Source organism: Arthrobacter sp. Leaf234 (genome assembly GCF_001422665.1).
Classification (GTDB): Bacteria; Actinomycetota; Actinomycetes; order Actinomycetales; family Micrococcaceae; genus Arthrobacter_D.
In genome coordinates this window covers 21,469-41,543 of sequence record NZ_LMLU01000001.1, presented here as the reverse complement: position 1 = coordinate 41,543, position 20,075 = coordinate 21,469, and the positions used below count along the sequence as shown (strand labels likewise).

Sequence of the window (20,075 nt, the reverse complement as noted above, 5' to 3'; positions counted from 1 at the left end):
CCCGGGCGTCACGCGTGCCCGTGCAGGTCCGCACGCCCGGACCATGACAGATGTCATGGTCCTACGATGGACGGCATGGCGCTCTTCACGGATCGATCACGTCCCCCGGACGAGGGGACGGAGGCGGTCGACGCGGTGGTGACGGCCCTGGAAGCGGGCCGCGGGGTTCGCGCCACCTGGCGGTACACGATCGCCTCGATCGTGTTCTACGTCGTCGTCGTCGGCCTCGTGAACACCCTCCTGCTCCTCAGCGGCGGTTCCTACGGCCTGCAGTTCCTCGATGTCGCGCTGGTCCTGCTCGCCGTCACCTCCCTCGCTGCTCTCGTGCGCTACTGCTGGTTCTTCCGCAACGGGTTGGGCGGGGGGCTTCCCGCCCGGAGGTACACGCTGTGGCTCCTCCTCCCCGCGGGGGCGCTGTACGTGCTCGGGCTGCTGCAGTCCCACACGCTGTGGGTGGCCGCCCTGCCGCTCTGGTTCGCCTCGAACGCGGTGGCCGTCGTCGTCACCCGGCGTGAGCGCACCCGGGTGCTCGCCCTCACGGTGCCCGTCCTGGTGCTGCACGGGATGCTCGGCGTGCTCCTCGGGAACAGCGGGCAGAGCGCGGTCGCGGACACCGGGGGGTTCGCATCGGTCGCGCTGTGGGCACTCATGACCCCCCTGCTGTTCGTCGGGAGCATCTGGTGGTGGGAGATCGTGGTGCGTCTCGACGACAGCCGCCGGACCTCCGGTGAGCTGGCGGTCGTGCAGGAGCGGTTGCGCTTCGCCGCGGACCTCCACGACATCCAGGGCCACCACCTCCAGGTGATCGCCCTCAAGACCGAGCTCGCCGGGCGCCTGCTCGACACCGATCCGGAAGCCGCGCGGGTCCAGATCACCGAGGCCCAGCAGCTCGCGCGGACGGCGCTCGAGGACACCCGGGCCCTCGTCCACGGCTACCGGGCGGTCTCGCTGGCCGCCGAGGCGGCGAACGCGGCGGAGGTGCTCGGCGCGGCGGGGATCTCCTGCTCCGTGGACGTCGACGGCGAGGGGTTGCCGGCCGAGCTCCGCACCTTCTTCGGCCTGGTCATCCGGGAGGCGACGACGAACATCCTCCGGCACAGCGAAGCAGGCGCGGTGCAGCTGAGGCTGGAGTGCTCCGACGCCCGGCGCGTCCTGGTGGTGCGGAACGACGGCGTCCCCGGTACCGGCGGTGGTCGTGCGGGCGGGTCGGGGATCGACGGGTTGCGGCGCCGGTTCGAGGCGATCGGCGGGCGCGTCACGGCCCGGGGCGACGGCGGATCGTTCGTCCTGACGGCCGAAGCACCTGCCGGTACCGCTCCCGCTCCGGCGATGACGGCGGCCGGAGCACCCGCCGGTACGGCGGTCCCGGCGCCCTCGTCGACGGCCGGCGACCGGGGCCGGCCATGATCAGGATCGTCCTCGCCGATGACGAGCACCTGATCCGCGGGGCGCTGGAGGCGTTGCTCGGGCTGGAGGAGGACCTCGAGGTCGTGGCGAGCGCCGACAACGGGACGGATGCCGTGCGGCTCGCGCAGCTGCACGTCCCGGACGTCTGCGTGCTCGACCTCGAGATGCCGCCCACGGACGGGATCTACGCCGCGGAGGAGATCCTCCGGAGTGTCGCGACGCGCGTCGTCATCGTCACGCGCCACGCGCGGCCGGGTGTCCTGCGGCGGGCGCTGACGAGCAGGGTGTCAGGCTTCGTCCCGAAGTCCACGCCGGCGGACCAGCTGGCCGAGGTCATCCGCGATGTCGCCGCCGGACGTCGCTACGTGGACCCGGACATCGCCGCGAGCGCGCTCACGGGGGAGTCCTGCCCCCTGACGGCGCGCGAGCTCGACGTGCTCCGGCACGGGCACCAGGGAGCGAGCCTCCAGACCATCGCCCGAGAGCTGCATCTGGCCCCCGGGACGGTGCGCAACTACGTCTCCTCCGCGATGGCCAAGCTGGACGCACCGTCGCGCCACGCGGCCGCGGCCAGGGCATGGGAGCAAGGCTGGATCTGACGTGCCCGGCTCCCGACGGTTGTGGGAGCATAGCGTCATGACGGAACAGCAGCCCGCAGGCCCTTTCCGGACCGCCCCCGCGACCGGTCCGGGCACTCCGGACGAGCCGCAGACGGGCACCATCGGCACACCGGAGCAGCTCGATGCTGCACAGGGTGCCCAGGGGTCGCAGGACGGACGTCCCGCGACCCTCGCCGAGCTCGTCGACGAGCCGGCGAAGGTCATGCGCATCGGCACGATGCTCAAGCAGCTCCTCGAGGAGGTCCGCAGCGCGCCCCTCGACGACGCCGGCCGCACGCGGCTGGCGTCCATCCACGAGCGTTCGGTCAAGGAGCTCGAGGACGGTCTCGCACCCGAGCTCGTCGAGGAACTCCACCGCATCAACCTGCCGTTCGACGAGGATTCGGTGCCCACCGACGCTGAGCTGCGGGTCGCGCAGGCGCAGCTCGTGGGCTGGCTGGAGGGCCTGTTCCACGGGATCCAGGCGGCCCTCGCGGCGCAGCAGATGGCGAACCAGCAGCTCGCCGCCCGCCTCCAGCTGCGACAGCTCCCCCCCGGCACGGTGATCGCGCCCGGCGTCGTCGTCGGGGAGGACGGCGAGCCGCGCCGCACCCCGCCCGCCCGCCCGGCCCAGGCGTCCGCGGACACCCACGGCCCCGGCCAGTACCTGTAGCGCCTGGGTGGCATTCTTCGCGGCGGCGCGGCAGGGACGGAAGGACGACGCCGAACTCGGTACGGGCGTGTGGCGTCGCGCCCACGATCGCTTCCGGCGTGGCCTCGACCGTTACCACCAGATCCTCGAGGGCATCGAGGACGACGACGTCTACAACGAACTGGTCACCGTCGCCAACGAGCTCGGCGCCATGCTGCCGCGGGTGCGGTCCGTGTGCGTCCGTGCGCAGTCGTCCTCCCCGAGCACGGGCCTGGACATCCCGGGCGCCCTGCTCCAGGTGCACCGGGCGCTCTCGAGGGCGGGCAACACGCTCGCGACCACGGCGGAGGCCGCCGCGATGACACGGCTCGACGGCGAACGGTGGGGCGTCGCGTCCGCCGGCCTCGACAACGTCCGCCGGCGGGCCCAATTGGTGGCCGATGATGTCGAGGAGGCCGAGCGGTCGATGCCGGACGGTTGCTAGGCGGTCCGTCCCCCCGCACTGCGCATGGTCCCGCCGCTCAGTAGAAGAGCAGCGTGCTGCCCGGTCCGGCCGCTATGTCCCACACATCGAGCTCCTTGCCGCCGCACGTGGCCCGTTCACCGGTGGCCACACCGCGGATGTACGGGGTCGGCCTGTTCTCGTCCACGTACGGGTAGCCGCGCTCGTTGAGGACGGTCAGGACGCGCCGCCCGACCCGCGGATCGCCGTCGGGGTAGGACAGAACCTCCTCGCGCTCGTACGCGGAGAAGCCCTCGGGCCAGCGGAGCACCACTGAGCGACCGTTGAACTCGAACCACACGCAGGCCCTGCCGCCGTTGGCAGCCATCCGGAACGTCCCAAGCTGGTTCGCGGGCAGATTCTGCGCAGAGCGCCCCTCCGCGGGAAGGATGCCGACGATGTCCGCGGGATCGAGCCCACCCGGCTCCACGCCGCTCGTCGCCAGGGCAAGCTCCGGCGCGGGGAGCGTGTCGATGGCATCGCGCAGTTCCGGCGGCAGCGGTGCAGGGTCCCCGGAGACCGTCGTGGCCTCGGGCGACCGCCGATCGACGAGGGTCAGCACCGAGCCCTCCCCCTCGATCGGGGAGAGCACCCCGTCGCCGTCGCGCACCAGGAAGAGGAGCTGGTGCGGAGGGAAGAAGTTCCTGCTGTAGGGGCGCTCGAGGGTGCTCCGTCCGGTCACGTCGACGGTCAGGACGTCGCCGTCGGCCTCGCCCTTGACGATCTGCACCACCACGGAGGCCTGGAGGATCCGCACGTCGCCGTCCACCGTGGTCGGTTCGACTGCCGCGTCGGAGACGATCGCGACGACGTCCGCCAGGCCGTACAGGCGCTCGACGCCTTCCGACGGACCGGAGGGAGGGCGCGGAACGATCACGCTGGCGAGGACCGCGACGAGCGCGAGCAGGCACGCCGCACCGACGGCGGTCGGCACCCGGCCGGCCCGGGCGCCGTGCACTCCGGGCCTCGGGACACCGACGCGGGTGTCCCGGGCGGTGAACAGCCCGTCCTCGTCGTCGACGTCGTGGCGGCGAGGTTCGCTGCCGGACTGCTCCGGCCGCTCGCGGAGGTCGTGTCCGGCAGGTGGGACGCCCCGGCCTGCTGACGGGCCGGGCGGGGGCATCCGTGGTGCGGGCAGGGGCCGGCTCGCGTCGAGCTGCGCCTCGGTGACGGTCGTTGCAGGATCAGCCCGCCGTAACCGCTCGGTGAGCGGATCAGGGCCGGGCCGGGCCGTGTGCAGCGGAGTATCCGGCGCAGCGCCCGGTCCGTCGGTCCCACCCGTACCCCGTCGCGGTCCCGGACGGTCGTTCCCCACAGCCGGGAGCCCTTCCGCAGGGTGGGGCTCCTCCGTGCCGGCCAACCGCCGCGCGACGGCGTCCTCGACGATCCGCAGCTGGTCGACGGCCTGACCGGTGGCACGCGCAGCCTCGGCGGGTTCGAGGCCGTCCCAGTGCCGGAGCAGGAGGAACTCCCGCTCGTCCGGCCGGAGCGCCGACAGGGCGGACCTCAGGTCCGGATCGTCCGGGACGCGGGGCGGCAGGTCAGGCGGAAGGAAGCGTTCCAGTGCCGACCTCGCCGCGACCAGGACGTCGCCCAGCACGTCGCCCCGTCGGTCGTCCCGTCCGTCGTCCACGTCCGGCAGCACGGGAGGCGCCGGGAGCGCAGGCCACCCGGGCGACGGCGGCGGGAGGTGACCGGTGGCCTCGTGGGCGGCAGACGAGGCAAGGCGCACCGAGAGCGAGCGACGGAAGGCGTAGCGGTAGGCGGCGTCGTGCAGGGACGTCTCGTCCAGCAGATCCACCCCCGTCGTCCGGCCGCCTGCGCCCCGGCCGCGAGCGGCGACATGCCACGCAGACTGATAGTTGTCAGGTGAAACAGAAATAATCCGGCGCAGCGGGTGGTTCCCGCCTGTATGACTACATCACCACACCTTACGTTCAACGACGGCCACACCATCCCGCAGCTCGGCTACGGCGTATGGCAGGTCGAGGACAACGTCGCCGAGGACGTCGTGGGCAAGGCCTTCAAGGCCGGCTACCGCCACATCGACACGGCGAAGATCTACGGGAACGAAGCCGGCGTGGGCCGTGCGATCGCGGCATCGGGGCTCAGCCACGACGACATGTTCATCACCACCAAGCTGTGGAACGCGGATCAGGGCTACGACAGCACGCTCAAGGCGTTCGACGCGTCCATGGAGCGCCTCGGCCTCGAGACGCTGGACCTCTACCTCATCCACTGGCTGCAGCCCCAGCAGGGCAAGTACCTCGACACCTGGAAGGCCTTCATCGAACTGCAGAAGCAGGGTCGTGTGAAGAGCATCGGTGTCTCGAACTTCACGGTCGAGGCCCTCACCGAGATCATCGACGCCACCGGCGTGGTGCCCGTCATCAACCAGGTGGAGACGCACCCCTACCTCAACCAAGCGGAGTTGCGCGCGTTCGAGGCCGAGAAGGGCATCCTCCACGAGTCGTGGTCGCCCATCGGTTCCGGTAAGGGACTGCTCGACGACGCCGTCCTGCAGGACATCGCGCAGAAGCGCAACGCCTCCCCCGCCCAGGTGGTCCTCGCCTGGCACCTCGCGCTCGGGAACGTGGTCATCCCCAAGTCGGTGACCGAGTCGCGCATCATCGAGAACTGGGAGTCCCTCGACGTGACGCTCGAGGACGAGGACGTCGAGGCCATCAACGCCCTCGACAAGGGTGCGGAAGGCCGCATCGGAGCCGACCCCGCGACGTCCGACTTCGCCTGATCCCCACTCGGGATCCTGGCAGGATCTTCAGAGCCGCCCGGCAGCGCCGGGCGGCTCTCGTCGTTCCGGGCCGCGGGTGTGACGCCGCGGCGCCCTTAGCAGACCGCTCCCGCGCAGGCGGAACCCGTGGGCCCGCGAATCGTCGTTGCCGCCCCCACGGAGCGCGACCTAGCGTTTCCTGCACCTGTTCATCCCCTACATGGAGGTGCCTGATGGCTACCGGAGAAACCGGATTCGACGACGTCTCGTTCGACCTGATCTCGCTGCAATATCACTCGTTGAAGGCGGGGCATGACTACGGCCAGTACGTCCGTGACGCCCGCAACGCCGGCCGCGACGACATCGCCGAGTTCTTCGAGCAGGTCATGGCCCAGGACTCCGAGCGCGCCGCGACGTGCCATCGGTTCCTCGGGGAGCTCACCACGTCCTCCGAGTCGGGCCCGGCCATGCGCTGATCGACCTCGGGGAGGCCCTTGATGCCGATCCCTTACGGGACGGGGACGACGGCGGCTGCTTCGGTGTCCGCCGTCGTCGTCATCGGACCCCGGGGCTCCGAACGGCCACGGGACACGGAAAAGCCCCGGCGGCGAACCGTCCGGGGCTTCTGCTGGAGCCTCCTGCCAGAGTCGAACTGGCGACCTTCTCATTACGAGTGAGACGCTCTACCGACTGAGCTAAGGAGGCAATGCTTCCCGGTCCGGGGCTGAGCCCGACGCCGATCCACAAGCCACAACTTTATAGGCAGGTCCCGCTCGTGGTCAAAATGGCCGGACCTGACGCGAATTCGTCTCCCGTTCACGCCTGCGCCGCTTCCCGTTTCCTGGCGGGCCAGCCCTGTCGCGAAGCGTGGCTCCTACCCGTCACCGAGACCGGAACGGGCTCGGCCGGCAAAGGGGACGCCGCATGACGCAGGACCGCCCATTCACCCTCGCAGTGATCGACATGGCGGGGACCACCGTCGACGAGGGCGCCCTGCAGGAGGAGGCGTTCACCCGGGCCCTGACCTCCCACGGTGTCGCCCAGGGCACGGAAGCCTTCACCTCGATGACGGCGTATGCCCGCCGCACCATGGGCACCTCGAAGGAACTCGTCTTCCGCCACCTCTTCGCCGACACGCCCACGGCGCTCGACGTCAACCGGACCTTCGAGCAGGTGTACGACACCCTGCTGGCCCGGCACGGGGTGCAGCCCATCCCGGGCGCCGAGGAGGCGATCCTCGCCCTGCGTGACGCGGGCCTGAAGATCTGCCTGGCCACCGGTTTCGGACGCCATACGCAGAACATGATCCTGGCGTCGCTGGGCTGGATGGGACTCGCCGATCTCAGCCTCTGCCCCTCCGACGCCGGCCGCGGACGGCCCTATCCCGACATCATCCTCACGGCGGTGCTCGCCCTCGACATCGAGGACGTCCGGTCGGTCCTGGTGGCGGGGGACACGACGTCGGACCTGATCGCCGGCAGGCGCGCCGGCGCCGGTGCGGTCATCGGTGTCCTCACGGGCGCGCACAGCGAGCCGGAGCTGCGCCGGGCGGGCGCCGACGCCGTCCTGCCCTCCATGTGCGGGCTGCCGCAGTGGCTGCAGTCAGGCGGTGCGGCAGCCTCCGATCAGCACCGCACACCGTCCGCCGGCACCGTCCCGTCGATGAAGTAGTCGTCCACGAGATCGAGGATGCAGTCGTTCGACCTGCCGTAGGCGGTGTGGCCCTCACCCTCCCAGGTGACGTGCACGCCGGATTCGAGCTGGTCCGCGAGGGCCGTGGACCACGCGTAGGGCGTCGCCGGATCGCCGGTGGTGCCGATGACGAGGATCGGATCGGCGCCGGGAGCCCTGAGAGGGGCGGGTTCGGCGACGGGCGGGTACGTCCAGGGCGCACAGGTGACGCCACCGTAGGCCAGGAAGCGGCCGAAGGTCGGGGACGCCTCGATGAGCCGCTGCTCGTCGGCCTTCATCTCCGCGGGGTCGCTCGTCATGGGGTAGTCGAGGCAGTTCACGGCGAGGAACGCCGCGGTGGAGTTCGAGGCGTAGGTGCCGTCCGGGCGTCGCTCCGCGGACAGATCCGCCAGATACAGCATGGCGGAGGGGTCGCCGTCGAGGGCGTCGGTCACGGCCTGCGTGAGCGTCGGCCAGTTCCCGTTGTCGTACAGCGGCAGGATGAAGCCCTGGACGAACGTCGAGACCGGTACCAGCCGTCCGTCGTCCGCCGTCATGGGCTCCCGCTCCACGGCGGCGAACAACTCCTGGATCTGCCGGACGCCGTCGTCCACCGACCCGCTGTAGGGGCACTCCGCGCCCTGCTGGCAGTCCGCCACGTAGGCGCGGACCGCCTTCTCGAAGCCGTCGGCCTGACCGAGCGTGATCTCCTCGTTGCTGAGCGAGGGGTCGATGGCCCCGTCGAGCACCAGCCGCCCTGCGCGCCCGGGGAAGAGCTCGGCGTAGGTGGCACCGAGCTGGGTCCCGTAGGAGAAGCCGAGGTAGGTCAGTGTCGGATCGCTGACGAGGGCGCGCAGGATGTCCATGTCGCGTGCGGCCGACCCGGTGTCGACGTGGCCGAGCACCTCGCCCGTCCGCTCGGCGCAGAGGTCGGCGAACTCCTTCGCCTCGGCGGTGAGCAGTGCGAGTAGTTCGTCGTCCGAGGCGTCGACCGGGTAGGACTCCTGGCGGGCTGCGTCCTGCTCGGCGGCGTCGTAGCAGCGCACGGGGGTCGAGCGGCCCACGCCGCGGGGATCGAAGCCGAGGATGTCGTAGTCCTCCCGCAGCCGCTCGCTCGCCACGTAGTCCAGGGAATCCCGGACGATGGCCACGCCTGATCCCCCGGGTCCACCCGGGTTGACGAGGAGCGTGCCCTGGGCGTCACCCGTCGCGTCCGCGCGGATGGCCGAGATGTCGATGCTCGCGCGTCCCGGGTCCGCGTAGTCGAGCGGGACCTCGATGGTCGCGCAGGAGAACTCCTCCTCGCAGTCCTCCCAGCGCACCTCCTGCTCGTAGAAGCTGCGCAGGTCCTCGGGGACGTCCCCGATGGCGGCGGGATCGGCGGTCTCGACACTGACCGAGCCGTCCGCGGACGTCTGGGAGGGGGAGGACAGCGTGCAGCCGGCCAGCCCGAGGACGACAGCGACTCCGGCGAGGAGGGCGAACGGCGGGCGGCGCCGGGCGGGAGGGCTCACGGGCGCGATTCCGCGCGGGGTCACGGGCGGGGTCACGGGCCGGGTCAGGGATGGATCCTGGGTCATCGGTCGAGGTCCTTCCGGGACAGGAGGCTCACCGTCATGGCCTCGATGGCGAGGAGGGGTGAGACGTTCGTGCTGACCAGTCGCGTCCGCACCTCGTTGATCGCCTCGAGTCGCTGGAGGGTGTCCTCGGGGCCTTCACGCCGGGCGAAGTCCTCCAGTTCCGGGCGCAGGGGCTCGTTGACGAGCATCTGCCCGCTGGAGACCTGCAGCATCAGGACGTCGCGGTAGAACGAGATGAGGTCGGTGAGGGCCCGGTCGAAGTAGTCGTTCTTCGACCGCTTCGCCCGCCGCGTCTGGTCCTCCTCGAGGCGCCGGATCTGTGCGCGCATCGAGGGTGGCAGCGTTCCTGATTCGGGAGCGCCCAGGGTCGCGAGGAGCGAGGCCCGCTCCTCGGCGTCGCGCTGTTCGAAGGAGCTCTGCGCCTCCGCCTCGGCGAGGCGCACGAGGTCCGCGGCCGCCCGCATGGCGCCGGAGACCGAGCGCAGCGTCAGCGGAAGGCGGACGATCTGGTTGCGGCGCTCGCGCGCCCCGTCGTCCGTCGCCAGCCGCTTGGCGACCCCGATGTGGCTCTGCGCGGCCCGCGCGGCTGCTTCGGCGATCACGGGATCGATCCCGTCCCGGGCCACGAGCAACTCCGCGACGTCCTGCACGGGTGGCAGCCGGAGACCCACGGAACGGCAGCGTGAGCGGATGGTGACGAGCACGTCGCCCGGACTCGGCGCGCACAGCAGCCAGATGGTGCGCGGCGGCGGCTCTTCGATGGCCTTGAGGAGCACGTTGGTGCTGCGCTCCTGCATGCGGTCGGCGTCCTCGACGATGATGATCCGCCACCGGCCGGTGGAGGGCTTGTCCTGCGCCTTCCGGACGAGTTCGCGGGCCTCGTCGATGCTGATGGTGACCTTCTCCGTCGTGACGTTGGTGAGGTCGGCGTGCGCCCCGGACAGGACCGTGCGGCACGCCTTGCAGGTACCGCACCCGCGCTCGGCCAACAGGTCACGCTCGCACAGCAGAGCGGCGGCGAAGGCCCGTGCGGCGTTCGACCGGCCGGAGCCGGGGGGCCCCGTGAAGAGCCATGCGTGGGTGGGCGCTCCGGACTGCGCGGCCCGGCGGAGCTGCTCCACCACCTGTTCCTGGCCGCGCAGCTCCGCCCAGACGCCGGTCGAGGGCAGGGCGTGTGCCACGGCGGTCATGCCGCCGCCCGGGGGAGGGCAGCGAGGACTGCCGCGTGCAGGTCCGCCGGTCGAGCAGCGGCGGCCAGCACCAGGTAGCGTCCGGGATCCTGGCGGGCGAGGTCGAGGAACGCGTCGCGAATGGCGGCGTGGAAGCCGTCGGGCTCCGATTCGAGCCGGTCCTCGGCGACGGTGCCGGCGGTGCGCCGGCTGCGTCCCTCCGCGGGATCCACGTCGAGGAGGACCGTGAGGTCGGGGCGGAGGCCGTCGGTGGCCCAGAGATTCAGGTCCAGGACGGAATCGGCGCCGAGGCCCCGGCCCACGCCCTGGTACGCGACGGAGGAATCGATGTAGCGGTCGCAGACGACGACGTCGCCGCGGCCCAGGGCGGGCACGATCACCTGCTGCACGTGGGCGGCGCGGGATGCGGCGAACATGAGTGCCTCGGTCCGCGCGTCGATGTCCCCGTGGCCGTGCTCGAGCACCAGCGACCGCAGTTCCTCCCCGATCGGGGTGCCGCCGGGTTCGCGGGTCCGGACCACGGTCCGGCCGCCCTCCTCGAGCGCCGTGCAGAGGAGCGAGGCCTGCGTCGACTTGCCGGCGCCGTCGCCGCCCTCGAACGCGACGAAGAGGCCGGGCAGGCCGTGCGGGAGGGGATAGGTCACGCGCCAAGCCTACCGAGTGGCAGCGACCCTTCGGGCGGGGTCACGCGTGCCGGGGTGAACCGGAGCGGCGCTAGGCTCGGGTCCATGGCCACCGACCACCCCGACCTCGCCCCGGACACCCTGACCGTCGCGGCGGGACGACCGCCGCGGGAGCACGACGCACCCGTCAACGTGCCGATCGTCCTCTCCACGACCTACCACGAGACCCGGGCGCCGCAACCCGGCGACCGCATCTACGCGCGGGGCTCCAGCCCCACCTGGGATCCGTTCGAGGAGGCCCTGGGGGCGCTCGAGGGAGCCGACCTGCCGGCCCTCGTCTTCGGCTCCGGACTGGGCGCAGCTGCCGCAGCCCTCTCCCTCGTGCCGACCGGAGGAGCTGTGGTCATGCCGCGGCACGCCTACGCCGGCTCCATCAGCCTCGCCGGCGACCTCGCGGCACAGGGCCGCTTCGAGTTGCTGGCCGTGGACATCGCGGACACGGACGCGGTGCTCGGTACGCTCGACGCGCTCGCGCACCGCTTCGAAGCCGGCCAGGTGATGCTCTGGCTCGAGAGTCCCACCAACCCCATGCTCGAGGTCGCGGACCTGGCCGTCCTGACGGACGCGGCGCATGCCCACGGTGCCCTCGTCGTCGCGGACAACACCTTCAACACGCCCATGGTGCACCGGCCGCTGGAAGCGGGGGTCGACGTCGTCCTGCACTCGGTGACCAAGTGGCTGGCGGGCCACTCCGACGTCGTCCTCGGGGCGCTCGCCACGTCCGACGCGGCGCTGCGCGGGAGGTTGCTGGCGCACCGCACCCTCCACGGGGCGATCGCCGGGCCGTTCGAGGTCTGGCTGGCCCTCCGCGGACTCCGGACGCTCGCCCTGCGCATGGAGCGGAGCCAGTCGACGGCGGCCTTCCTCGCGCTGCACCTCGCCGACCACCCGGCCGTCCGCCGGGTGCGCTATCCCGGTCTCGCCTCGGATCCCGGACACGAGCGCGCCGCCGCCCAGTTCAACGGCTTCGGCGGGATCGTCAGCATCGAGCTCGACGACGTCGCCACCGCGGACGCCGTGGTGGAGGCGGTGCGGCTCTGGCTCCCGGCGACCTCCCTCGGTGGCGTGGAGTCCCTCGTGGAGCGCCGCCGTCGCCAGCCCGCCGAGCCGGCGACCGTGCCCGAGGCCCTCGTCCGGCTGTCCGTCGGCATCGAGAACCCCGAGGACCTGTGGGCCGACCTCGAGCAGGCACTCCGCCGGGCCACGGGCGGGCGTGACGGCGGCCTCTGACCGGACCAGCCGTCGTCKGRTCCGCAGCACGCGCCGGTGTCGGTCGGTGTCTGCCGGTGTCCGTCGGTGCCTGTCGGTGTCCGCCGTCGTCTGATCCGCAGCACGCGCCGGTGTCGGTCGGTGYCTGYCGGTGTCYGTCGGTGTCGCCGGTGCGCCACGGACGGGGCGGCCCGCTAAGCTGAGGGCGTGGACCTCGTACTCCAGACCCAGTACTTCCTGTACCTCGCGCTCGGCTTCGTCGCCCTGGGCATCGAGGTGTGGGCCCTCTCCGACTGCGTGCGTCGTCCCGGCACGGCCTTCGAGGCCGCCTTCAAGCGCACCAAGGGCTTCTGGCTCGCCCTCACCGGTGGCGCCGTCGTGGTCGGCCTCCTCTCCGCCCTGGGCGGCCGTGGGGGCTTCAACCTCTTCCAACTGGTCGCGATCATCGCGGCGTGCGTGTACCTGGCGGACGTGAAGCCCGCTGTCAGCCAGACCTCCGGACGCGGCGGCAACTCCGGCCCCTACGGCCCCTGGTAGGGAGCAGCTTCCCCTGATCGATCGCGTCTCCCGGCCGGAAAGCCGAGCGCGGAGGGCGGGCCCGGTCCACCGTCCGTCTCAGCCGGGTTTGACGGCGTCCCACGCCACGGTGACCTCGCCCAGGCGCCAGCGCGCCGGACCGTCCACCAGCGGCCAGCCCGCGCTCCTCAGGGACGCGCACATGGACCGCCATCGCTGCGCCTGGCCGAAGGACGCGAGCGCCGCCGCGTCGAGCCACGCCTTGTCGAGCGCCCGCAGGTAGGCGTGCACCCGCTCGCCCTCGACGTTCCGGTGGATCAGTGCCTTCGGGAGGCGCTCCGCGACGTCCGAGGGCAGGGTGAAGGCGCCGAACCTGAGCGAGATGCTCAGCGTGCTCGGCCCGTCGGCCTCGACCGCAGCCCAGGTGGCGCGCCGGCCGATCTCGTCGCACGTCCCGTCGACGAGGAGTCCTCCCGGCGCGAGCCGGCCCCGCACCTCGTCCCAGTAGGCGGCGTACTCGTCCTCCCCGTACTGGCGCAGCACGTTGAAGGCCCGCACAACCACGGGTCGGCGTCCGTCGAGGGGAAGCTCGAAGCCGCCCTGCCGGAAGCTGAGCCCCGGCCGCGCGAGCGGTTCCGCCGCCGCCACCCGCGCCGGGTCGATCTCGACGCCCATCACCTCGACGTCGTCGCGCACCGCCCGCAGGCGTGCGAAGAGCTCGACGGCCGTCACGGGAGCAGCCCCGTAGCCGAGGTCGACGACGAGCGGATCAGCGGCCCGGCGCAGGCGGGAGGACTGCGGGCCGGCGAGCCAGCGGTCCACCCGGCGCAGGCGGTTCGGGTTGGTGGTGCCGCGCGTGATGGTCCCGAGGGGTCTGGTCGGCGGTCGTCTCGGTGGCACCCGTCAAGGCTAGGCCACGGCCTTAACACTCGCGGAACAGGCCGCTCCCGGCATGACCCGGCTGACGTGGATACGGCAGACTAGGAGACATGACCTACACACTGATCCTGCTGCGCCACGGGCAGAGCGAATGGAACGAGAAGAACCTCTTCACCGGGTGGGTGGACGTCGCCCTCACGGAGAAGGGACGCGAGGAGGCCACCCGCGGTGGCCACCTGCTGACCGAGGCCGGTATCCTCCCGGACGTCGTCTACACGTCCCGGCAGAAGCGCGCCATCATCACCGCCAACCTCGCGCTCGAGGCCGCGGACCGCAGCTGGATCGACGTCAAGCGCAACTGGCGCCTGAACGAGCGCCACTACGGTGCACTGCAGGGCAAGGACAAGGCCCAGACGCTCGCCGAATTCGGTGAGGAGCAGTTCATGGAGTGGCGTCGGTCCTACGACACCCCGCCGCCCGCGCTCGAGGACTCCAGCGAGTACTCGCAGGTCGGCGATCCCCGCTACGCGGACCTCGGCGACGACGTCCCCCGCACCGAATGCCTGAAGGACGTCCTCGACCGCTTCCTGCCGTACTGGGAGTCCGACATCACCGTCGACATCCGGGCCGGGAAGACCGTCCTCATCGCGGCGCACGGCAACTCGCTGCGCGCCCTGGTGAAGCACCTCGACGGCATCAGTGACAAGGACATCGCAGCACTGAACATCCCTACGGGGATCCCGCTGGTGTACGAGCTGGACGAGGACCTCACGCCCGTCAAGGCCGGTGGCACCTACCTCGACGCCGATGCGGCTGCTGCCGCCATCGAGGCCGTCGCGAACCAGGGCAAGCACTAGCCGCGGGGGAGCGCGACTCCCACCGGTCGTCCACCGGTCGTCGCAGAACCAGAACGACGGCGGTCCCTGCGGGGGCCGCCGTCGTCCTGTCATGCCGGATGCGGATCAGGTCAGCGGAGCGCTCGGCTGCCATTCGCCGGTGACCAGGTAGGTGACCTTCCGCGCCACGGAGACACCGTGGTCGGCGAAGCGCTCGTAGTAGCGGCTGGCGAGGGTGACGTCCACGGTGGTGGGTGCGGTCTCGGCCCAGTCCTCGGCAGCCACGGCGCGGAAGACGCTCGCGTGCAGCTCGTTGACGCGCGCGTTGGCCGCGTTGATCTCGTTGCTCAGCTCCAGGTTCCGCGTCTCGAGCAGCTCGGTCACCTTGTCCGCGATCTGCACGTCGAGGTCGGCGAGCTCGTCGAAGGTGGCGCGGATGCTCTCGGGGATGACGTTCGCGGGGAAGCGCAGGCGGGCGAGCTGCGCCACATGGCGGGCGAGGTCACCCATGCGCTCCAGGGAGGCGCTCATGCGCAGGGCTCCCACGATCATGCGGAGATCGGAGGCCACGGGGCCCTGCAGGGCCAGGATGTCGATCGCGCGCTCGTCGAGATCGTTCTGCAGGAAGTCGATCCGCGCGTCCGCCGCGATGACCTCCTGGGCCAGTTCGGTGTCCGCTCCCCGGAAAGCGCTGTTGGCCTTCCGGATGGCCTCGGACACCAGTTGCGAAATCTCGATCAGCTCCTCGCCGATCTGGTGGAGCTCGGCCTGAAAAACCTTACGCACGTAGGGGTCCCTCCCTGGAAGTTTGCACTGCAACCGTATCCACAGTTCTGCCGCCGAGCCTTCCAGCCGTCGGTGAACTGTTTCCCCGCATTGTGTGAACGTTAGTTGAACCCCTCAGCCATTGCCACCGGATGAGGCCGGCCCGGAAAGTGAACGGCATAAGCTGTGTCCGTGGACCCCCTTCTCCTGACGCTCGTGGCCGGGCTGGTCGGCCTAGCCCTCGGTGTGAGCGGCATGGCGGCCTTCCGTGCGAGCGAGGCCCAGCGGCTCAGGCTGCTCTACGAGGACGAGCCCTCGCTGCCCGACGGCGCCGCCGAGGTCCTCTCCATCATCGGCCGCGCCTATGTCATCGTGGACGCGATCGACGGCGTCGTCCGGGCCAGCCCCGCAGCCTACGCCTTCGGCCTGGTCCGCGGGTACACCGTGGTGCACTCGGAGCTGCTGGACCTCACCTCCAGGGTGCGGCGCGACGGCGTGATCGAGCAGGAGCAGCTCGAGCTCCCGCGGGGTCCGCTGGGGCAGGGGACCATCGTCGTCCAGGTGCGCGTCGCGGCCCTCGGCGCGGAGTACATCCTGATCCTTGCCGATGACCGGACGGAGATCACCCGCAGCGAGGAGATCCGCAACGACTTCGTCGCGAACGTCTCCCACGAACTCAAGACCCCCGTCGGCGCCATCTCGCTGCTCGCCGAGGCGATCGACGACGCCGCCGAGGACGAGGTCGCCGTGCGCCGGTTCGCGCAGCGCATGCACAAGGAGTCCGGCCGGCTCTCCGCGCTCGTCCAGGACATCATCGAACTCTCCCGTCTGCAGGGCGCCGACGTCGTCCGCCGCGGCAAGCCCGTGGACGTCAACGCGGTGATCGCCGAGGCGGTGGACCGCAACAAGCTGCCCGCGGAGAGCAAGCAGATCGACATCGTCGTCGGCGGGACCGTCCAGGCGCCCGTGTACGGCGACCGCGACCTGCTGATGACGGCGTTCCGCAACCTGATCGACAACGCCATCCGCTACTCGCCCGAGGGCACGCGGGTCGGCGTGGGCGTGCGGTCGCGCGACGGACTGGTGCAGGTCTCGGTCACGGACCAGGGCACGGGCATCACGCCCGAGGAGCAGGAGCGCATCTTCGAGCGTTTCTACCGCATCGACGCCGCGCGGTCCCGCCAGACCGGAGGGACCGGCCTCGGCCTCAGCATCGTGAAGCACGTGGTCGCGAACCATGGCGGAGAGGTCACCGTGTGGTCCCAGGCCGGTCAGGGCAGCACGTTCACGGTCCGGCTGCCCGAGATGGAGGTCAACCCGGAGGACGGCGGTGCACCCGGCCACGGGACGACGTCGGGCACCGATGCCCCGGGCGTCCAGGTTTCCGACACGACGTCGGGCAAGAAGGGCAGCGCCGCTGCCCATGAGCAGGGAGTCAAGGCTTGAGCCGCATTCTGATCGTCGAGGACGAGGAGTCCTTCAGCGACCCGCTGTCCTACCTCCTGGGCAAGGAGGGCTTCGAGGTGTCGGTCGTGGACAACGGCCTCGACGCCATCACCGAGTTCGACCGCTCCGGTGCCGACCTCGTGCTGCTGGACCTCCAGCTGCCGGGGCTGTCCGGGACGGAGGTCTGCCGCCAGCTGCGCCAGCGTTCGAGCGTCCCGGTCATCATGCTGACCGCCAAGGACGCCGAGATCGACAAGGTGGTGGGCCTGGAGCTCGGTGCCGATGACTACGTCACCAAGCCCTACTCGTCCCGCGAGCTGGTCGCCCGCATCCGTGCGGTCCTGCGGCGGCAGGGTGAGCCCGAGGAACTGATCTCGAACACCATCCAGGCGGGCCCCGTCCGGATGGACATCGAGCGGCACGTGGTGAGCGTCGACGGCGAGCAGGTGGCGCTGCCGCTCAAGGAGTTCGAGCTCCTCGAGATGCTGCTGCGCAACTCCGGCCGGGTGCTCACCCGTGGCCAGCTGATCGATCGCGTGTGGGGTTCCGACTACGTCGGGGACACGAAGACGCTCGACGTGCACGTGAAGCGCCTGCGCGGGAAGGTGGAGCCCGACCCCTCGAATCCGCGCTACCTGATCACCGTCAGGGGACTCGGGTACAAGTACGAGCCCTGAGGGGGCACGACGCAGAACTGCCCGCCTCCGATGGTCCGGAGGCGGGCAGCAGTGTCGTCGGCAGGATCCGCCTACTCGCCTTCGGACGCTTCCTCGGTGGCCGCAGGCTCGCTCGGGCGCGGCGTGTAGCCGCCGGGGACGAACTCGCGGTACTCCTCGAGCGTCCCGTCGAGCACGGGCACCTCGAACGTCGCCTGGTCGCCGTTCACCTCGAAGTCGACGTCGACGAGGGAGCCCGGGATGTCGTCGACACCCTCGAGCGAGGCGTCGTCCGAGGTCTCGTCCTCGAGCTTGATCTGGCCCTGGCCCTCGATCGTGAAGCTCGTGGAGGCACCGCCGGCGCTGATCGAGAGGTTCACGGGGTCGTCGCCCGAATTGAAGATCGTGCCCACGAGGCGGCCCGCCGTCTCGTCATCGCGGCCGACGATCAGGATGTTGCGCATGAGCACGGGCCCGAGATCCTTCACGATGCCGTCCGATGCGGCGTACTGCGTCGTCGTCGACTGCTCAGCGGTGAAGCTGCAGCCGGAGACCCCCAGCATCAGCAACACGGCGCCGGCAGCGACGGACCGCTGCACTCGGTTCTTCGGTGCACTCTTCACGGCACAAACTCCTGGGGCTCAACAGGTGGGACAGGGACGGAATCCGATGCGGACCTACAGGACAGACTATCGGCTACGAGCATCAACCGTGGTGTCCGTTGCGGCCGCCCGAATGCTGCAGCAGCACCAAAAGCCCCTTCCGTCAAGAGGCGAATGATAGTCAATTCGCCCTGTTCAAGCCGTCTGACCTGCGAAAACGCGCCATCGGCGTGTCGTTGCCGTGATAAACTGACTCGCGGGAAAGGGGAAAGTCCACATGGTTTTTGAGGTTGGCGAAACAGTTGTTTACCCTCACCACGGCGCAGCGAAGATCGAGGAGATCAAGATGCGCGTCATCAAGGGCGAAGAGAAGATGTATCTCAAGCTCAAGGTGGCACAGGGTGATCTGACCATAGAAGTACCAGCAGAGAACGTCGACCTCGTAGGGGTCCGCGACGTGGTGGGCAAGGAAGGCCTCGAGCATGTGTTCGATGTCCTGCGGGCCGAATTCACGGAAGAGCCGACCAACTGGTCGCGCCGGTACAAGGCGAACCTCGAGAAGCTCGCCTCCGGCGACGTCATCAAGGTCGCCGAAGTAGTCCGGGACCTCTGGCGTCGCGACCATGACCGCGGACTGTCGGCCGGTGAGAAGAGGATGCTCGCGAAAGCGCGGCAGATCCTCATCTCCGAGCTCGCACTCGCGGAGAAGACCGATGAAGAGAAGGCCGCCAGCGTCCTCGACGAGGTCCTCGCCTCCTAGGAGCGGGACTGATCGTCGAAGAGGGACCCCCGGGTCCCTCTTTTTCTTTGCCCTGTCATAGGGTGACGGAGTGCCACCGAACCTGCAGCAGCCCGCCCCGCCCGTCGTCGGCCTGATCGTCGTCGCAGCTGGGACCGGCCAGCGCCTCGGGCACGGCATCCCCAAGGCCCGCGTGCTGTGCGGTGGGCGCACGCTGCTCGAGCACGCGCTGGACGCCGTGTCCGCCTCGGGCGTGGCCGCCGCCGTGGTGGTGGTCCTGCCGCCCGGGGACACCGTGCTGGCCGCCGTCGTGGAGGCCGCAGCCGGCGCCGCACCACGGGGCTGCCGGATCACCTCGGTCCCCGGTGGCGCGGCGCGGGTCGCTTCCGTCCGCGCGGGACTGGCTGCACTCCCGCCGGCGGCGGAGATCGTGCTGGTGCACGACGCCGCCCGCGCCCTCACTCCTCCTGCGGTCTTCCAGCGTGTCGCGGCCGCGGTCCGCGCGGGCGCCCCCGCCGTGATCCCCGTGGTGCCGGTGGCGGACACCATCAAGGTCGTCCGCGCGGACGTCGTCGAGTCCACCCCCGACCGCGCCGGCCTGCGCGCCGTGCAGACACCGCAGGGTTTCGCCGCAGCCTCCCTGCGCTCGGCGCACAACGGATCCGCCGCCGCGGATCCGGGCATCACGGACGACGCCATGCTCATGGAGGCACTCGGCGTGCCGGTCCGCGTGGTCGACGGCGACCCCCTCGCGTTCAAGGTGACCACCCCCCTGGACCTCACCGTGGCCGAGGCCGTCCTGGCGCTCAGGCGTGACGGCCGCGGTGCAGCAGACCCTTCCCCATCCGGCAGGAGTACCGATGTACCTGAGTGAGCACCTCCACCTTCCCCGCACCGGGATCGGCGTGGATGTCCACGCGTTCGCCCCCGAGGACGCGCCGGCGCCGCTGTGGGTCGCCGGCCTCCTCTGGGAGGGCGAACGGGGGCTGAGCGGCCACTCCGACGGGGACGTCGTGGCGCACGCGGCTGCGGACGCCCTGTTCTCGGCTGCCGGCGTCGGTGACCTCGGAAGCCACTTCGGCACGGACCGGCCCGAGTACGCCGGCGCTTCCGGGCACGCGCTGCTCTCCGAGGCCGCGCGGATCGTCCGGACGGCGGGCTTCGACATCGGCAACATCGCCGTCCAGCTCGTCGGCAACCGGCCGAAGTTCGCGCCGCGCCGCGCCGAGGCGGAAGCGGCCATGTCCGACGCCGCGCAGGCGCCGGTCAGCATCTCGGCGACCACCACCGACGGGCTCGGCCTCACCGGACGGAGCGAGGGGATCGCCGCGATCGCGACCGCCGTCGTCGTGCGGTCCGGTGGCCGGGTGCCCGGCGACACCGCGGGGGCCTGAGGGGTCCGGCGGGTAATC

Annotated in this window: 22 protein-coding genes and 1 tRNA gene; 15 read left to right on the top strand and 8 right to left on the bottom strand. The window is 71.0% G+C overall.

The features are described from left to right. The first annotated feature begins 75 nt into the window (after positions 1-75). The 4 genes from ASF21_RS00165 to ASF21_RS00150 are packed head-to-tail and all read left to right on the top strand — an operon-like array spanning position 76 to position 3,142. Positions 76-1,407 carry a sensor histidine kinase gene (locus ASF21_RS00165; protein WP_162237494.1) on the top strand — a complete coding sequence of 444 codons (1,332 nt, stop codon included), beginning with the start codon at positions 76-78 and terminating at the stop codon, positions 1,405-1,407. Beyond that, the gene (locus ASF21_RS00160) at positions 1,404-2,006 is read left to right on the top strand and encodes a response regulator transcription factor (RefSeq protein ID WP_055765173.1); all 603 of its coding nucleotides are present in this window, start codon (positions 1,404-1,406) and stop codon (positions 2,004-2,006) included. The genes ASF21_RS00165 and ASF21_RS00160 overlap by 4 nt, the downstream gene beginning before the upstream one ends. A 37-nt stretch (positions 2,007-2,043) precedes the next feature. Continuing rightward, on the top strand, positions 2,044-2,679 hold the full coding sequence (locus tag ASF21_RS00155; protein WP_082471119.1) for a bacterial proteasome activator family protein: 636 nt from the start codon (positions 2,044-2,046) through the stop codon (positions 2,677-2,679). 7 nt (positions 2,680-2,686) lie between these two features. Then, positions 2,687-3,142, top strand: coding sequence for a hypothetical protein (locus tag ASF21_RS00150; RefSeq protein WP_055765171.1), 456 nt, complete (start codon positions 2,687-2,689; stop codon positions 3,140-3,142). Between the two features lie 37 nt (positions 3,143-3,179). Here ASF21_RS00150 and ASF21_RS16640 read toward each other — a convergent pair whose 3' ends face one another. Further along, positions 3,180-4,961, bottom strand: a complete 1,782-nt coding sequence (locus tag ASF21_RS16640; protein WP_055765168.1) for a sigma-70 family RNA polymerase sigma factor — start codon at positions 4,959-4,961, stop codon at positions 3,180-3,182. Positions 4,962-5,072: 111 nt separating this feature from the next. Between ASF21_RS16640 and ASF21_RS00140 the strand changes: the two genes are divergently transcribed. Together ASF21_RS00140 and ASF21_RS00135 are read left to right on the top strand one after the other, a co-directional pair. Then, positions 5,073-5,912 carry an aldo/keto reductase gene (locus ASF21_RS00140; RefSeq protein ID WP_055765165.1) on the top strand — a complete coding sequence of 280 codons (840 nt, stop codon included), beginning with the start codon at positions 5,073-5,075 and terminating at the stop codon, positions 5,910-5,912. Positions 5,913-6,124: 212 nt separating this feature from the next. After that, positions 6,125-6,367: a hypothetical protein gene (locus ASF21_RS00135; RefSeq protein ID WP_055765162.1), complete on the top strand. Its 243-nt coding sequence runs from the start codon at positions 6,125-6,127 to the stop codon at positions 6,365-6,367. Positions 6,368-6,520: 153 nt separating this feature from the next. Here the strand turns inward: ASF21_RS00135 and ASF21_RS00130 are convergent. Beyond that, positions 6,521-6,596, bottom strand: a tRNA-Thr gene (locus tag ASF21_RS00130). Positions 6,597-6,815: 219 nt separating this feature from the next. On the opposite strand from ASF21_RS00130, the gene ASF21_RS00125 reads away from it, so the two are divergent. Then, complete coding sequence (locus tag ASF21_RS00125) at positions 6,816-7,562, top strand: HAD family hydrolase (protein ID WP_082471116.1); 747 nt, start codon at positions 6,816-6,818, stop codon at positions 7,560-7,562. Here ASF21_RS00125 and ASF21_RS00120 read toward each other — a convergent pair. The 3 genes from ASF21_RS00120 to tmk are packed head-to-tail and all read right to left on the bottom strand — an operon-like array spanning position 7,517 to position 10,976. Then, a complete protein-coding gene (locus ASF21_RS00120) occupies positions 7,517-9,142 on the bottom strand; it encodes an alpha/beta hydrolase (protein WP_082471115.1) in 1,626 nt (541 codons plus the stop codon). The two genes, ASF21_RS00125 and ASF21_RS00120, sit on opposite strands and share 46 nt — an antisense overlap. Continuing rightward, positions 9,139-10,332: a DNA polymerase III subunit delta' gene (locus ASF21_RS00115; protein WP_055765159.1), complete on the bottom strand. Its 1,194-nt coding sequence runs from the start codon at positions 10,330-10,332 to the stop codon at positions 9,139-9,141. Before ASF21_RS00115 ends, ASF21_RS00120 begins: the two co-directional genes overlap by 4 nt. Further along, positions 10,329-10,976: a dTMP kinase gene (gene tmk, locus ASF21_RS00110; protein WP_235498535.1), complete on the bottom strand. Its 648-nt coding sequence runs from the start codon at positions 10,974-10,976 to the stop codon at positions 10,329-10,331. The genes ASF21_RS00115 and tmk overlap by 4 nt, the downstream gene beginning before the upstream one ends. Positions 10,977-11,060: 84 nt before the next feature. Here tmk and ASF21_RS00105 point away from each other — a divergent pair, with 84 nt between their 5' ends. Continuing rightward, positions 11,061-12,245: a trans-sulfuration enzyme family protein gene (locus tag ASF21_RS00105; RefSeq protein ID WP_055765156.1), complete on the top strand. Its 1,185-nt coding sequence runs from the start codon at positions 11,061-11,063 to the stop codon at positions 12,243-12,245. Between the two features lie 186 nt (positions 12,246-12,431). Continuing rightward, complete coding sequence (locus ASF21_RS00100) at positions 12,432-12,761, top strand: DUF2516 family protein (protein ID WP_055765154.1); 330 nt, start codon at positions 12,432-12,434, stop codon at positions 12,759-12,761. A gap of 78 nt (positions 12,762-12,839) precedes the next feature. Here ASF21_RS00100 and ASF21_RS00095 read toward each other — a convergent pair whose 3' ends face one another. After that, positions 12,840-13,640: a class I SAM-dependent methyltransferase gene (locus ASF21_RS00095; RefSeq protein WP_055765151.1), complete on the bottom strand. Its 801-nt coding sequence runs from the start codon at positions 13,638-13,640 to the stop codon at positions 12,840-12,842. Positions 13,641-13,729: 89 nt separating this feature from the next. Here ASF21_RS00095 and ASF21_RS00090 point away from each other — a divergent pair, with 89 nt between their 5' ends. Further along, positions 13,730-14,476 carry a phosphoglyceromutase gene (locus ASF21_RS00090; RefSeq protein ID WP_055765147.1) on the top strand — a complete coding sequence of 249 codons (747 nt, stop codon included), beginning with the start codon at positions 13,730-13,732 and terminating at the stop codon, positions 14,474-14,476. Positions 14,477-14,581: 105 nt separating this feature from the next. On the opposite strand, the gene phoU is transcribed toward ASF21_RS00090, so the two are convergent. After that, complete coding sequence (phoU, locus tag ASF21_RS00085; RefSeq protein ID WP_055765144.1) at positions 14,582-15,241, bottom strand: phosphate signaling complex protein PhoU; 660 nt, start codon at positions 15,239-15,241, stop codon at positions 14,582-14,584. Between the two features lie 171 nt (positions 15,242-15,412). Here phoU and ASF21_RS00080 point away from each other — a divergent pair, with 171 nt between their 5' ends. Together ASF21_RS00080 and ASF21_RS00075 are read left to right on the top strand one after the other, a co-directional pair. Beyond that, the gene (locus ASF21_RS00080; protein ID WP_055768798.1) at positions 15,413-16,666 is read left to right on the top strand and encodes a sensor histidine kinase; all 1,254 of its coding nucleotides are present in this window, start codon (positions 15,413-15,415) and stop codon (positions 16,664-16,666) included. Beyond that, positions 16,663-17,343: a response regulator transcription factor gene (locus ASF21_RS00075; RefSeq protein WP_055765141.1), complete on the top strand. Its 681-nt coding sequence runs from the start codon at positions 16,663-16,665 to the stop codon at positions 17,341-17,343. Before ASF21_RS00080 ends, ASF21_RS00075 begins: the two co-directional genes overlap by 4 nt. Positions 17,344-17,414: 71 nt before the next feature. Here ASF21_RS00075 and ASF21_RS00070 read toward each other — a convergent pair whose 3' ends face one another. Beyond that, positions 17,415-17,945: a hypothetical protein gene (locus ASF21_RS00070; RefSeq protein ID WP_055765139.1), complete on the bottom strand. Its 531-nt coding sequence runs from the start codon at positions 17,943-17,945 to the stop codon at positions 17,415-17,417. Between the two features lie 256 nt (positions 17,946-18,201). Here ASF21_RS00070 and ASF21_RS00065 point away from each other — a divergent pair, with 256 nt between their 5' ends. From ASF21_RS00065 to ispF, 3 genes are all read left to right on the top strand, one after another. After that, complete coding sequence (locus tag ASF21_RS00065; RefSeq protein WP_028280415.1) at positions 18,202-18,684, top strand: CarD family transcriptional regulator; 483 nt, start codon at positions 18,202-18,204, stop codon at positions 18,682-18,684. A 70-nt stretch (positions 18,685-18,754) separates the two neighbouring features. Beyond that, positions 18,755-19,537, top strand: a complete 783-nt coding sequence (gene ispD, locus ASF21_RS00060) for a 2-C-methyl-D-erythritol 4-phosphate cytidylyltransferase (protein ID WP_235498534.1) — start codon at positions 18,755-18,757, stop codon at positions 19,535-19,537. Next, positions 19,524-20,057 carry a 2-C-methyl-D-erythritol 2,4-cyclodiphosphate synthase gene (ispF, locus tag ASF21_RS00055; RefSeq protein ID WP_055765136.1) on the top strand — a complete coding sequence of 178 codons (534 nt, stop codon included), beginning with the start codon at positions 19,524-19,526 and terminating at the stop codon, positions 20,055-20,057. Before ispD ends, ispF begins: the two co-directional genes overlap by 14 nt. Positions 20,058-20,075: the final 18 nt, after the last annotated feature.